Annotated in this window: 12 protein-coding genes and 1 tRNA gene; 5 read left to right on the top strand and 8 right to left on the bottom strand. The window is 71.8% G+C overall.

Features of this window, described 5'->3' with window-relative positions:
* Positions 1 to 12: 12 nt before the first annotated feature.
* The 3 genes from DBP14_RS10905 to DBP14_RS36785 are packed head-to-tail and all read left to right on the top strand — an operon-like array spanning position 13 to position 2892.
* On the top strand, positions 13 to 198 hold the full coding sequence (locus DBP14_RS10905) for a hypothetical protein (protein ID WP_018100890.1): 186 nt from the start codon (positions 13 to 15) through the stop codon (positions 196 to 198).
* A complete protein-coding gene (locus DBP14_RS10900; RefSeq protein ID WP_241740864.1) occupies positions 195 to 1589 on the top strand; it encodes an N-6 DNA methylase in 1395 nt (464 codons plus the stop codon). The genes DBP14_RS10905 and DBP14_RS10900 overlap by 4 nt, the downstream gene beginning before the upstream one ends.
* Positions 1582 to 2892, top strand: a complete 1311-nt coding sequence (locus DBP14_RS36785; protein WP_241740863.1) for a hypothetical protein — start codon at positions 1582 to 1584, stop codon at positions 2890 to 2892. The genes DBP14_RS10900 and DBP14_RS36785 overlap by 8 nt, the downstream gene beginning before the upstream one ends.
* A gap of 12 nt (positions 2893 to 2904) precedes the next feature.
* Here the strand turns inward: DBP14_RS36785 and DBP14_RS10890 are convergent.
* From DBP14_RS10890 to DBP14_RS35990, 4 genes are all read right to left on the bottom strand, one after another.
* Positions 2905 to 2977: transfer RNA gene (locus DBP14_RS10890), tRNA-Arg, on the bottom strand.
* A 469-nt stretch (positions 2978 to 3446) separates the two neighbouring features.
* Complete coding sequence (locus DBP14_RS10885) at positions 3447 to 4028, bottom strand: Uma2 family endonuclease (RefSeq protein ID WP_129306988.1); 582 nt, start codon at positions 4026 to 4028, stop codon at positions 3447 to 3449.
* Between the two features lie 43 nt (positions 4029 to 4071).
* Positions 4072 to 5445, bottom strand: a complete 1374-nt coding sequence (locus DBP14_RS10880) for a M14 family zinc carboxypeptidase (RefSeq protein ID WP_129306986.1) — start codon at positions 5443 to 5445, stop codon at positions 4072 to 4074.
* A 13-nt stretch (positions 5446 to 5458) separates the two neighbouring features.
* Positions 5459 to 5620 (bottom strand): hypothetical protein, encoded by a 162-nt coding sequence (locus DBP14_RS35990; protein WP_164992205.1) that lies wholly within the window; start codon positions 5618 to 5620, stop codon positions 5459 to 5461.
* Between the two features lie 48 nt (positions 5621 to 5668).
* Here DBP14_RS35990 and DBP14_RS10875 point away from each other — a divergent pair, with 48 nt between their 5' ends.
* Entirely contained in the window at positions 5669 to 6856 is a 1188-nt protein-coding gene (locus DBP14_RS10875; RefSeq protein ID WP_129306984.1) for a ThiF family adenylyltransferase, read from the top strand.
* 266 nt (positions 6857 to 7122) lie between these two features.
* A complete protein-coding gene (locus DBP14_RS10870; protein WP_129306982.1) occupies positions 7123 to 8370 on the top strand; it encodes a hypothetical protein in 1248 nt (415 codons plus the stop codon).
* A 15-nt stretch (positions 8371 to 8385) separates the two neighbouring features.
* Here the strand turns inward: DBP14_RS10870 and DBP14_RS10865 are convergent, their stop codons facing one another.
* The 4 genes from DBP14_RS10865 to DBP14_RS10850 all read right to left on the bottom strand — a co-directional run bounded on the left by DBP14_RS10865 (position 8386) and on the right by DBP14_RS10850 (position 12763).
* Positions 8386 to 8955 carry a pyridoxamine 5'-phosphate oxidase family protein gene (locus DBP14_RS10865; protein ID WP_129306980.1) on the bottom strand — a complete coding sequence of 190 codons (570 nt, stop codon included), beginning with the start codon at positions 8953 to 8955 and terminating at the stop codon, positions 8386 to 8388.
* Positions 8955 to 10226, bottom strand: a complete 1272-nt coding sequence (locus tag DBP14_RS10860; protein ID WP_129306978.1) for an ATP-grasp domain-containing protein — start codon at positions 10224 to 10226, stop codon at positions 8955 to 8957. Before DBP14_RS10860 ends, DBP14_RS10865 begins: the two co-directional genes overlap by 1 nt.
* Positions 10223 to 11095 (bottom strand): NAD(P)-dependent oxidoreductase, encoded by an 873-nt coding sequence (locus DBP14_RS10855; protein WP_129306976.1) that lies wholly within the window; start codon positions 11093 to 11095, stop codon positions 10223 to 10225. The genes DBP14_RS10860 and DBP14_RS10855 overlap by 4 nt, the downstream gene beginning before the upstream one ends.
* A 459-nt stretch (positions 11096 to 11554) precedes the next feature.
* Complete coding sequence (locus DBP14_RS10850; protein WP_129306974.1) at positions 11555 to 12763, bottom strand: MFS transporter; 1209 nt, start codon at positions 12761 to 12763, stop codon at positions 11555 to 11557.
* Between the last annotated feature and the right edge of the window lies 1 nt (position 12764).

Below are 12764 nucleotides of genomic sequence, written 5' to 3'. Positions count from 1 at the left end.
GGGAGTTGTGGCATGTCGCAGCGAGCGCTGCTGTTGGTGGTGGTCGTCCTGGCGTCCGTGGTGGTGGGGCTCGTGGCCGGCATCCTCGATTTCGTGGGCGCGGGAGAGGTCGTCACGGCCATCCAGAACGGTGGTGCCGCCTGCGGAGCCGCTGTTCTTATCGGGCTGGCGGTCGTCTCCTGGCTGAGGTCGTCGTGACCCAGGAGGAATGGGCGAACGAAGAGGGGCGGCTGAAGTACCGGCGAGTGCTGCGGGCCGTCGAGAAGCTACGCAGCGTCGCCGATGCTGCGACGACGTACCGGCTTGCCTTTCAAGTGGTCTACCTTCACTGCTGGTCCCGCCATGGATCACTGGCGGAGGTGGACCGGTTGTGGGGGCCGGGTTCGGAGTCAGCGGGGGCCAGGCTCGGCGCAGTGTGGCCGCGTACGCCCGTTGCTCGCGCCCACAGTCTTCCTGCGTATCGCGACGAAGGTGTGAGCCGTCCCTTCGAGCTCATCGACCCGGCCCTCCGTGAGCTGATCGCGGAGGTGCGGCAGCTGGATCCGGACCCGAGGCTCCTTGACGTGCTCCTCGACACGTACTCGACACGCTATGCGCGTGGCGATGACTACTTCACGTCAAACGACCTGGCGTACCTCTTCGCGGGGCTGGCCGCTCCCCGAGGAGGCGAGATTGTTCGGGACCCGGTGTGCGGCAGCGGGCGACTGCTGCGCGCCGCCGCACACCGGGCTCGGGCACAGGGGGGTGAAGTGCGCTTGTCCGGTGCGGATATCAACCGGACGGCGCGTTATGCCGCAGCCGTCAACCTCGCCCTGCACGGATTCCTTGCCGACCTCGGCAAGGAAGGAGCTGACACCCTCAGGGCCGGCACTTCACCGATACCGGCCGACGTGATCGTCGCCAACCCTCCTGTGAACCAGCGGGACTGGGGGCACGGTGAACTGAAGGAAGACTGGCGGTGGATCCTGGGCGTGCCACGTCCGGGTAACGCGAACTTCGCCTGGGTCCAGCACATCCTTGCCGATCTCACGCCACAAGGACGGGCCGTCGTTCTGCTGTCTTCCGGCGCGGCGCACAGCAGCAACAGCACCGACGGACTGATCCGCCGTGGGCTGCTGGAGAACGGTCTGGTCGTGGGCGTCGTGGCCTTGCCGACGTGGCTCTTTCCGCACGCCAGCGCGAGCACGGCGCTGTGGCTGCTGGCCAAAGGGGAGCGGCCGCACTCCGATCAGGTCTTGTTCGCGGATGCAGGGAAACTGCCAGCAGCGAAGGAGGGGCAGCGGCGCCACTTCGCAAAGGACTCGGCCGAACGCCTGCTGCAGATCTTCGGCGAATGGCAGGGACTTCGACGCCGTGAGGGCGAGGGGGACCCTGAATCCGTCCCATGGTGCCGTGCGGCGAGGTACGAGGAAATCGCTGAGGCGGGCTTCGACCTGACTCCCGCGCGCTATGTACGGAACGGGGGCACCGCGCAGTTGCATACAAGCGACGGAGACCGGAGCCGTAAGGCCGAGCTGTATGAGTGCATGGATCGTAGTGCCGCAGCCAGGAACCGAGTCCGTGATGCCCTGGAGAGCAGGCATGACTAAAGAATCGGATGATGTCCCCACTCCGTGGCCCGTCGTTGAGTTGCGTGAGTTCCCTGGGGTCGAGTACGCCGCCTACGGAATTGCGCGACAGCAGAAGGCATCCGGCGGAATCCCGATGATCCGCGCCACAGAGATCGTCGAGGGAGGTGTGCACGTCCAGGAGTTCACATTTGTGCCTCCCGATGTGGCCAGACGCCACCCACGCAGCACGCTGAGGTCTGGGGACCTCCTTGTCGTGCTCGTGGGGCGTGTGGGGGAGGCAGCAGTTGCAGGGGAGGAGCACGCAGGATGGAATGTCGCCAGGTCGCTCGCGGTCGTCCGCTGGACACCAGAGGGCCGCGCCCAACAATGGGATCTGTGGCTTCGATGGTGGCTGAAGACCTCGCAGAGCCAGAGCTATCTCACGCTGTCCTCGTCGAACGCCGAGCACATGACCTTGCCTCTGCAAGCACTCAACCGACTTCCCGTGCCAGTGCCTCCAGCGCCGGTGCGGGAGAGGCTGCTTTCGCTGATCTCGCTTGCTGAGCGCAAGAATGCGTTGAACACCCGGATTGTGTCTTGTGCGACGGAACTAGCGGATGCGCTTTTCATGGAGGCGCTGCAGACGTGCGGGCAAGGTCCCGCTACCGAGCGTGCAGTGGGCGAAGTGTGTCAGGTTACGGCTGGTGCGGCACAGTCTCTGCCGGACAGCGAGCAGTCGGCTATGCCGTGGGTGTCTCCCCGCGAAGTACTGAACTGCAAGACAGTACATCTGGGTGCAGTGACTTCACGCACCGTGGCGCAAGCGGAGGTTGTATGCCCGTCCGGCAGCCTCTTGATCGCGCCCCGTCCCGGGGAGGTGCGGACCGTGCTCACCACTACCCCGGTAGTGCCAGGTCGGCGGACGCTCGCGATTTACACGGAGTCAGAGGTTGATCGGATGTGGTTGTTGCACTCCCTGCGTTACCGGAGGCGGGAGTTGACGGCCGTTACGCAGGGCGAGCAGGCCCGCGCGATGAGGCGCAAGGACTTTTCCCGTTACAAGATCCCCTGGCCGACCGATGCGGTGAGGCGGGACTTCGCCAGGCGTGCTGCTGCCCTGCACGACCTCGCGTACGCCTCCGCCAGGGAGCGACAGGTGATGGAGGAGCTGGTGGTGCACGAGCTGGAGAAGGGGGGGCCTGGCGCGTCTCACTTCGGCCAGCTGAATGCCGAGCTGGTCCACGTTGCCCCTCTCTGGAGCACGGAATCCAACGCTCTGAACGAACGGCGCAGTACCGCGCGCACCGTTTCTCCGCTAGCGATCCGAGAGCGCCCTGACTAGCTATGTCTGGGGCGCCCCCGGCAGGACTCGAACCTGCGGCCAAGCGCTTAGGAGGCGCCTGCTCCACTCGCTGAGCAATGCAGGCTGACCTGCGACAGCGCGGAAGCTTTTGACTATGCCCCGCCAAACCGGGCGTATGCGGGAGCTGTGGATGCTCGCGCCGGCCCCGAGGTCTGGACGTGCATTCTGGGCGGCGGCCAGGCGTCGGAGCTGGCCGCTGGCGTCCAGGGAGACCGCGAGTGAGCGCGAGCGCTGTGCTGCTCTGCGGGGTTCGGTGCGGTGGCACGAGCCTGATGCGGCGCTCGTAGAAGTTCCGCAGACTTCAGGCATGGGCGGGCGCTTCCGGGTAGCGTTGGCGATCTTCGGTCTTCTTGTACGTTGTCGCGCATCCCGTGCTGGGATGGTGCTGGGATGCGCCCGCATTTCCGCAGGTCACAGCCTTGTGGTGGAGTTCCGCTTCAACGTCTGACCCGCCCGGCAAAAGGCCGCCTGCCCCGCGGCGAAGCGGGTCTGGCGGCCTTTACGGTTCGCACGTCTCACGCGGGCAGCTGGTTCTAGTCGTTCCGCTGTGGGACGAGCTTGTCGAGGTCGAGGTTGATCTCGAACGGCACAGGGCGCTTCAGGGTGTCTCGGAAGATGCCGGCGGGCGCGTAGGCGCGGGTCGGTTCGTCGAGTTCGTAGACGTGGACGACGGGGGCGCCGCTCTCGTCCTCGACGCACCAGTAATGCGGGATGCCTGCCTCCGCGTACTTGCGGAGCTTGATCGTGCGGTCCCGGTGCGCGGACTCCGGGGAGACGACCTCGATCACGAGCCGCACCTCGTCCGGTGTGAACCACGTGCGGTCGCCGTCGTAGTCGGCCGTCGTCAACAGCAGATCCGGTTCGGGCCGGTTTCGTTCGTCGAGCTTCACGGTCATCTCGCGGCCGACCCGGACATCGCCGGGCGCCTGCTCCATCAGGGCTACGGTGAGCATGGTGACGACGTGGCCGTGCCACCACCTCTGCGGCGACATCATGAAGACAAGCGCTCCGTCGATCAGCTCGGTGTGGCGGGGTGCCTCGGGGAGGCGGTCCAGGTCCTCCGCGAACCAGCCTTCCTCGCGCGGCGGGCGCATCCAGTCGGGCAGTGCGGTCATGGACCAACCGTAGCGACTGGGCCAGGCCCGGGCCATCGCATCGTCAAGGGCGATCGCTCTTCCTCGCAGGTGGGAGCGTTGTGGTTGACGTCCCGGTTTCGTGCCCGGCCAGTGCGCTCTCCGCCGCCGCCAGCACCGTACGGGTCTGGTGCCGGACCTGGTGGGACACCGGGACCCAGTGGAGGTGGAGGGAGTCGTGGAAGTCGGTGCACCAGGTGGTGAAGAGGGCGTTCAGGGTGTGGTGGAGGGTGGGGGCCGCGGGGTCGGTCGCTGTGCGCAGGAGTCGTAGGAGGAGGCCTGCCGCGCGGAGGGGCTGGCGGCGGGCCACGACGTCCAGGGCGGAGATCTGGGCCGTTGTCACGTTGTGCGGGGCGGGGGGTTGGTGGGTCAGGGGGTGCCAGGAGTCGGCGACGAGGTCGTAGAGGTCGTCGGCCATCCACTCCAGTACCCGGACGCGTGCGTCGTCCCGGGCCGGTGGCAGGAAGTCGCGTGCCTTGTCGAAGACGGCCGTCACCTGTGCTCCGGTGTCCCTGACCCGGGCCGACAGGCCGCGCAGCGCGGGGGCCGGGTCAGGGTGGGGGGACGGGTCGGCGGCCCGGTCCGTCGCCCACAGGGGTACTTCGACGATCACGGTGCTGCCGCCGTACCTCTGCGGCGCGCACCAGGTGGACCGGGCGATGTTCTCGGAGCCGGCCGCCAGCCGGGCGATGCCGGCCGGTGGGGGCAGGACGTGGATGCCGGGGCTGGGGTTCTCCCAGTACAGGGCGTCGTAGGTGCCGTGCTGGACCGGGATGCCCAGGCGGTCGGCGGAGGTCTCGAAGGGGGCGGCGAGTCCGGGGAGGTGGCGGGTCGACTGGATCCAGGTGCCGCCCGCGTCGACGCTGTGCAGCGAGCACTGGAGGATCGGGTGGAATTCCTCGATGATGTCGAACAGGGCCTGGGTTTCCGGAAGTTGACGCCCCTCGATCGGCGCCCACTCCGGCTGCTCCGCCGCGACCGGGCGGAACGCGGTGCCGTAGTAGCGCTCCAGGGTGGGGAGGGCCGTCGCCTCCTCTATCCCCTCGCTCAGTGCGGCGCCGTCCGGGTCCAGGCACAGGACGATGTCCCAGGTGACTCGGGTCAGGTCGGTCGCGGAGGAGGGATGACGCCGGAGGGAACCAGGGGAGGGCCGAGGCCCTGTGGCGCCTTGTGCCAGGAATGACGCCAGGGCGAGTGCCGTCGCGCCGCCCACCGGCTCGTCGGAGTGCGGCCGGGCGACCACCAGGATGTGGCGGGGCCCGTGTCCCACGGACAGCATCAGGAGCGGACGGCCGGCGCGGGACGTTCCGATGCGGCGCAGGCGGCCGGTTCCGGGGAACCGGGAGACCAGCCGCCGCGCCGCGTCGGTGACCTCCGCGACCGTGGGATAGCGGTCCACCGGTCGCGGCCGGTCAGGAACCGCCGTTGCCACCGCTGTCGCCGGTGGTCTCCTTCTTGTCCAGCGGGCGGATCTCGATCTTGTTCGGCATGCCGTGTCCTTCCGGTGGCGGATGGTGACGTGCGTCGGCCGACGTGCTCTTGCCAGAGTTCGCGCCTCCGGTCAGTGTTGTCAATGTCGGTGGTGTTCCGGGGGAGTTGGGACTGACGGGATTGACGCGCGGATGACGGTGCACGCGATGCGGCGGCCCCGGATCAAACCGGAACACCGGGCCTACCGGACGGTCGACGGCCACCTCAGGATCGGCAGCGTCGTCTACGGCATCGGCGCCGAGGTCACCGACCCCGACGGCTGGGTGTGGACGCTGGTCGAGGCCATGGACGGCACCCGCGGCACCGAGGACGTCGTCGCCGAGGTGTCCCGCCGCCACCCCGAACTGCGGCTGCCCGCCCCCGACATCGTCCAGGCGATGACCGACCTGACCCTCGCCGGATACGTGGAGGACGCCGGTGCCGAGCCGCCGGCGGAACTGACCGAGCGGGAACGCGAGCGGTACAGCAGGGGCATGACCCTGCTGCGCTGGATGGATCTCCGGCCGCGGGAGAGCCCCTGGGAGCCGCAACTGCGGCTGCGCCGGGCCCGGGTGCTGCTGGTCGGCGTCGGCGGCACCGGCGGGGCCGCCGCACGCGACCTGGTGGCCTCCGGAGTGGGGCTGGTGCACTGCGTCGAACCGGACGTCGTCGAACTGTCCAACCTCAACCGGCAGACTCTCTTCCGCGAGGACGACCTGGGTACGCCCAAGGTCGACGCCGCGCTGGCCGCGTTGCGCGCACTCAACTCGGACACCACCGTCACCGGCGAGCGGCGCGAGGTGCGCCGGCCGGAAGACCTCGAACACCTGCTGGCGGGCGGTACGACCGCCGGGTCCGGCGGCGGAGCGTCGTACGACGTGCTGCTGCTGGCCGCCGACCGGCCCCCCGCTATCCGCAGATGGGCCAACCAGGTCTGCCTCGTCTCCGGCACGCCGTGGGCCGAGGCCGGCTACCGCGGCCCGCTCGTGAGCGTCGGGGTGTTCGCGCCCGGCCGGGGCGCGTGCTGGGAGTGTCTGCGCAGCGCCGAGATCGAGCGCCGCGACCTGCGGCTCGCCCCCGGCCAGGACGAGGACGCCGCCTCGCCCCGCATGCCGTGGAACCCGGTCAACGCCGTCACCGCGGGCCTGTCCGGCAGCCTGCTGGCCCACGCCGCGCTCACCCTGCTGTGCGGCATCCCGCCGGTCGAGCCCGGCTACCGGTCCGGGCTCAACCTCATGGTGCCCGGCGACCCGGTCCTGCAGCGCTCGCCCCGGCGCCCCGACTGCCCCGCCTGCGGACCGCGACCGGCGGTGAGCGCAGGACCGGGGGACCCGCCGTGACGGATGCCGCCGCCTGTGAGGAGCCTCCGGGTCGGACCGGGGGACTGCCCGTGACGGATGCCGCCGCCCGGGACGAGCCTCCGCGCAGGACCGGAGGACCCGCCGTGACGGACGCCGCCGCCCGTGAGGAGCCTCCGCGCCGGACCGGGGGACCCGCCGTGACGGATGCTGCCGCCCGTGATGAGCCTCCGGGTCGGACCGGGGGACTGCCCGTGACGGATGCCGCCGCCCGTGAGGAGCCTCCGCGCAGGACCGGGGGACCCGCCGTGACGGATGCCGCCGCCCGGGACGAGCCCCCGATCGGGCCGTCGACCCGTGTCCTGCTGCACGACCTGGCGGTACGGCGGGACCGGGACGACGAGTGGATCGTGGGCCGCATGGCCAGCCGGACCTTCGTCGCCCTGCCGGCGGCCGGAGCGCGCGCGGTCGCGCTGCTCGGCGAGGGACTCAGCGTGGAACGCACGGCGGAGACGCTGCGCGCGGAGACCGGTGAGGACTTCGAGATCCCGGACTTCGTCAGGGACCTGGCCGCCCTGGGCTTCGTTGCGCGGATCGGGGACCACCCGGTACCGGACGGCGACCCGCCACCCGCGTCACTGCCGTGGCTGCGGCCACGCCATGTGCGGTTCACCCTCCACCCGGCGCTTGCCGTGCTCGTCGGCCTGCTGCTGGCTGCCGCCCTCGTGGCCCTGGTCCGCCACCCCGACCTGCTTCCCGGCTACCGCGACCTGCTGTGGAGCCGGCACGGCAGCCTGGTCCTGCTGACCGGAGCGGCCGCCGGGTGGACGCTGCTGCTGGCGCACGAGCTGGCGCACCTGGCCACCGCGCGCGCCGCCGGAGTGCCGGGGCGGATGCGGCTCGGCACCCGGCTGCAGTTCCTGGTCATGCAGACCGACATCAGCGGCATCGAACTGGCGCCCCGCCGCCACCGCCTGACGGCCTACCTCGCCGGAATCGCCCTGAACCTGTCCGTCGCCTCCTGCATCCTCCTGCTCCTCGCCACCGCAGGTCCGGGGAGGACGGTCCACCGGCTGCTGGCCGCCGCCCTGCTGGTGGCCCTGATGCCGTTGCCGTTCCAGCTCATGGTGTTCACCCGTACCGACCTCTACTTCGTCCTCCAGGACCTCACCGGCTGCCGCAACCTGTACGGCGACGGCCTCGCCTACGCCCGCCACCGCTTCCGGCGCCTGTTCCCCCCACCGGTCCGGCTCCGCCACCCCGGCACCCCCGATCCCAGCACCCGCCTCCCCCCGCACGAGCGGCGCGCCGTACGCCTCTACAGCGTCGTCCTCGTCGCCGGTACGGCCGCCTGCCTGGCGTTCATGGCCGCCGTCACCCTGCCCGCCGACCTCACCCTGCTGATCCGCGCGGCCCGGGGGCTGGGCCCCGGGCACAGCCTGGCCCGCAACGCCGACTCGGCGGCCGTCCTGCTCGTCCTGGGCGGCGTCAACGTCCTGTGGCTGGTCACCCGGTGGCGCACCCGGCGTTCGGCGGGAGCCGCGAGGACAAGCTGACGGAGACGGCGCGCGTCAGGTGATCGGGGCCGACTCCTGGTGCGGGCGGGCCGGCAGGCCGTCGATGCTGTGGGAGTTCTTCTCGCGCATGTACGACTCCAGTTGGGGCGGGGTCTTGCGCTCACCCCACTTGTCCTGGAGGTCGCGTTCGCGGACCAGGGTCATCTCCGGGACCGTGAAGCCGCAGGAGTCGGTGATGCGGTCGAGGGAGACCACGACGATCGAGCGGGGGATGGGGTGCGGGCCGAAGCGGCCGATGAGCGCGTCCCATTCGGGGGCGCCGGGGAAGACGCAGCGGCCCTCGCCGTAGAGCCGGAGCGTCTTGGGGCGGGCGGTGAAGGAGCAGAACATCAGGGTGATGCGCCGGTTCTCCCTCAGGTGGGCGATGGTCTCCGCGCCCGAGCCGATGAGGTCGAGGTAGGCGACCGTGGTGTCGTCGAGCACGGTCAGGGTGTCCATGCCGCCCTTGGGTGAGACGTTGACCCTGCCGTCGGCGGCGAGCGGTGCCGTGGCCACGAAGAACACCGGCGCCTCGGCGAGGAAGGCCCGCAGCGCGGGTGTCAGCACCTCGTACAGCTTGCCCATCAGCCGCTCACCTCCGACGGCCCGAGCAGCCGGTCCGGGCGCGGCGCCACCGCCGCGATGGACCGGGCGGGCGGCGGCCCCTCGTGCGGGGTGGTGCGGATCACGACCGCGTCGGCCAGCTTGGCGGCCCGCTCCCGGGCGTCGTCGGCGTCCGCACCCCGCACGATGACGAGGCCCGAGCGGTCGTAGGACCAGGCGATGGGGTGCACCGTGTCGCCGGGGCCCACCGAGATCTGCAGGTCGACCACGTGCGGGTCGGCGCGCACGGCGTCGGCCCCGGTCACGGCCTCGACGACGCCCGGCTCGGCGGTCAGGAAGCGCACCGCGGCACCGCACCGGGGTTCACCGGGGGCCACCGGCTCGGTCCGGCCCGCGTACCAGAGCCAGGCCAGCGCGTCGATGTCGATGCCGTACACCTCGCCCGCGAGGTCGGCGATGCGGTCTCCGCCGCGCCGGTTGTGCGACTCCACGAGCCGGGGGCCGTCCGGGGTCAGCTTGACCTCCGTGTGGGACGGGCCGTCCCGCAGGCCGACCGCGTCGAGCATGCGGACGACGAGATCGTCTACGGCCGCGGTGAGTTCCGGGGTCAGGGCGGCGGGCTGGACGTGCGCGATCTCGACCAGCGAGTCGAGCGTCTCCTTGGCGGTGTGCGCGAGGACGACGTGGCGCCCGGCGTAGGAGAACGCCTCCACGCTGATCTCCGGGCCCCGCAGGTACTCCTCCATCAGGAAGGTGTGCAGCCCGAACCCGGCCGCCCAGGAGGCCACTTCGGGTACTTCGTCCGGTCCGTGCACCACGCGGACGCCGATGCTTCCGGAGCCGTAGCGCGGCTTGACTACCGTGGGGCCGTACGTCTCCACGAACGTGCGCAGGTCCTCCTCGCCGTGGCCGATCCGGGCGGCCGTCGGGTCCACGGACCGTGCGTTCAGCAGGGACCGGAAGGCGAGCTTGTCCTGGAGGAGCCCGACGACGGCGGTGCCGGTGCCGGGCAGGCCGAGCGCGTCGGTCGCCGTGGCGGCCGTCTCCAGACCGTCCTCGATCATCGACACGACCCGCTCGACGGGGCGCCGGGCGTGGACCGCGCGCAGGAGTTCGGCTACGGCGGCCGGCTCCCTGTAGTCCGTCAGCAGCGCCTCGGACACCTCGGCGAGGCCGCCGACGGGCAGTTCCCGGGGATGGTGGACCCAGACCACCTCGAAGCCCGCCGCGCGGGCCTTGCGCAGGGCGGCCGGAGTGCCGCCGATGATCGCGATGCGCCTGGTGCCGGTCATCCCCGCAGCTCCCGTCCCGCGGCCTGTTCCAGCCAGCGCACGACCTCGACGTTGTCGGCCCCCTGCGGAAGGTCCGCCTCCGCCCGCTCCCACAGCTCCCGGCAGGCGGTGCCGAAGGGGGCGGGACCGCCCGCCTCCGCCTGCAGTCCGGCGGCGATGCGGATGTCCTTCAGCATCAGGCGCAGCGCGAACCCCGAGTCGAAGGTGCCCGGCAGCACGTGGTCGGGCAGCTTGGTCCGGGAGGCGTGGTTGCGGCCGGTGGAGGCGTTGATCACCTCCAGCATGACCGCGGGCTCCAGGCCGAACGCCCGTCCCGCGAGCATGACTTCGGCTACGGCGGCCAGGTTCACCGCCGACAGCAGGTTGTTCAGCGCCTTCAGCGCGTGCCCGGCGCCCGAGGGGCCGACCCGGTGGATCCGGCCGAGGGCGGACAGCACGGGTTCGGCGCGGTCGAGGGCCTCCTCGTCCCCGGCGGCCATCAGCGTCAGCTCGCCGGAGCGGGCGGCGGCGGGGCTCCCGGAGACCGGGGCGTCCACCACCGCCGTGCCCGACTTCGCGGCGACGCGCGCGAGTTCGAGGGTGTCGGCCGGGGCCGAGGAACCGGTGTCCAGGATCAGCGCGCCGGGCTCCAGGGCGGGCAGCAGGGCGTCGGCCACCCGTCGTACGGCGGCGCCGTCCGGCAGCATCGTGACGACGACCGGTGCGGCCAGCCCCGGCACGTCCGCCGCCGCGGTGACGCCGGGATGCTCCGCCGCCCGGCGCAGGACGTCGGCGTCGATGTCGTAGACGGTCACCTCGAATCCGCGGTCGGCCAGCCGGCGGCACATCCCGCCGCCCATGGCCCCGAGTCCGGCGAAACCCACCCGCATGGTTGGAACCCTTTCCTCTCGTCAGTACACCCCGGGCACGATCGCGGTCGTGCCCGGCCACCCGTCCGTCGGGCCGTTCGTCTGCCCGGCGGCCACTTTCCCTGGGGCACCCGGTCGTCGGTCACCGGCCTGCCGGACCACCTGCCTGCGTCGGGCCACCTGTCCGTGAGCCACCCGCTCGTCGGCCACCCGTCCGCCGGGCCACCCGCCTGTGGGCCACCCGTCCGCCGGGCCACCCGCCTGTGGGCCACCCGTCCGCCGGGCCACCCGCCTGTGGGCCACCCGTCCGCCGGGCCACCCGCCCGTGGGCCACCCGTCCGCCGGGCCACCCGCCCGTGGGCCGTATGCCCGTCGGGCTGTCCACCCGCCCGTGGGCCGTATGCCCGTCGCGTTGTCCACCCGCCTGTGGGCCGTATGCCCGTCGGGTTGTCCACCCGCCCGAGCCGCCGCAGGCACCCCTCATGCCTCCACCGGTTCCGCCGCCTCCCGTGTGCCCGTGCCGAGTGCGACCCGTTCGCCGGTCACGCCCGCCAGCAGGAAGACCGCCGCGGCGCCGATCCAGCCGGCCGTGCCCGCGCTCAGCAGCAGCCCGGTGACCACGATCGGGCCGAGGACCCGCTCGGCGGACAGGCCGAGGTTGAACACCGCCAGGTAGCGGCCGCGCACCTCGGCCGGCGCGAGGGCGATGGACAGCTCCCAGCCCGCCGAGTTGGCCATGACCTCACCCAGCGACAGCGCGACGACGGCCGCGCCCAGCCAGCCCACCGCGACCCAGCCGCCCGCGCCGCCCGCCGCCGCGAAGCACAGGCCCGCCACGGCGAGCACCGCCCCGGCGCCGGCCATCAGCCGGCTGGTGCGGCGCAGTCCGTCGGCGAACCGGCTGACCGGGATCTGCAGGACGACGACGAGCGCGGTGTTCAGCGTGAACAGCACGGACACCGTGATGCGGGGCGCGTTCGTGTGCTCCAGCACCCACACCGGCATGGCCACGAGCAGCAGGGTGTCGAAGAACATCAGCAGGAAGTTCAGCCCGGTCAGCGCGAGATAGCCCCGGTCGGGCAGCGCCCAGGCGGGCTTCGCGCGCACCGCGGGACGCTCCGCCTCCGTCACCCGCAGCACCAGCGCGGCACCGCCGAGGAAGGCGAGGCCGATGGCCGACAGGGTGAGCTGGTAGGCCAGCAGCGTGTCGCTGACCAGCGCGGCCCCCGCGGCCATGGCACCGGCGCCGAGCCCGACGTTGCGCACCACGTTGACCACCGCCAGCACCCGGGTCCGGTCCCGCTGGTCGGGGACCGACCCGGCGACCAGCGCCTGCAGCACCGGAGGGGCGGCCCGGTCCACGCACACCGCGAACAGGGTGACGGCCAGGAACTGCCAGAACGACGTGACGAACGCGTAGACCACGCAGCACACCGCGCGGGCCGCGTACAGCTCGGCCAGCACGCGCCGCGCCCCGTACCGGTCGGCGAGTTCACCGCCGTACAGGGACACGGCGAGCGCCACGGCCCCCGCGCCGGCCAGGCCCGCGCCGACCTGGTTCGCGGACAGTCCGACCTGGCGGGTGAAGAACGCCATGGAGGACGCCATGAAGAGGCCGATGCCGAGGGACTGGACCAGGGCGGCCGCGGCGAGGCGGCCGCCGCCCGCGGGAAGACCGCTGAGCCGCATG

This window comes from Streptomyces sp. L2 (genome assembly GCF_004124325.1).
In the GTDB taxonomy this organism is placed as follows: Bacteria; Actinomycetota; Actinomycetes; order Streptomycetales; family Streptomycetaceae; genus Streptomyces.
The sequence above is the reverse complement of the archived record's forward strand: the minus strand, read 5'-3'. Positions and strand labels throughout refer to the sequence as shown.

Excerpts from the sequence above, each read along its gene's own strand:
- DBP14_RS10865 (WP_129306980.1), bottom strand. The coding sequence starts at position 8,955 with ATGGGCAAGCTGTACGAGGTGCTGACACCCGCGCTGCGGGCCTTCCTC.
- DBP14_RS10850 (WP_129306974.1), bottom strand. The coding sequence starts at position 12,763 with ATGCGGCTCAGCGGTCTTCCCGCGGGCGGCGGCCGCCTCGCCGCGGCC.
- DBP14_RS10905 (WP_018100890.1), top strand. The coding sequence starts at position 13 with ATGTCGCAGCGAGCGCTGCTGTTGGTGGTGGTCGTCCTGGCGTCCGTG.
- DBP14_RS10860 (WP_129306978.1), bottom strand. The coding sequence starts at position 10,226 with ATGACCGGCACCAGGCGCATCGCGATCATCGGCGGCACTCCGGCCGCC.
- DBP14_RS10855 (WP_129306976.1), bottom strand. The coding sequence starts at position 11,095 with ATGCGGGTGGGTTTCGCCGGACTCGGGGCCATGGGCGGCGGGATGTGC.
- DBP14_RS10885 (WP_129306988.1), bottom strand. The coding sequence starts at position 4,028 with ATGACCGCACTGCCCGACTGGATGCGCCCGCCGCGCGAGGAAGGCTGG.
- DBP14_RS36785 (WP_241740863.1), top strand. The coding sequence starts at position 1,582 with ATGACTAAAGAATCGGATGATGTCCCCACTCCGTGGCCCGTCGTTGAG.
- DBP14_RS10875 (WP_129306984.1), top strand. The coding sequence starts at position 5,669 with ATGACGGTGCACGCGATGCGGCGGCCCCGGATCAAACCGGAACACCGG.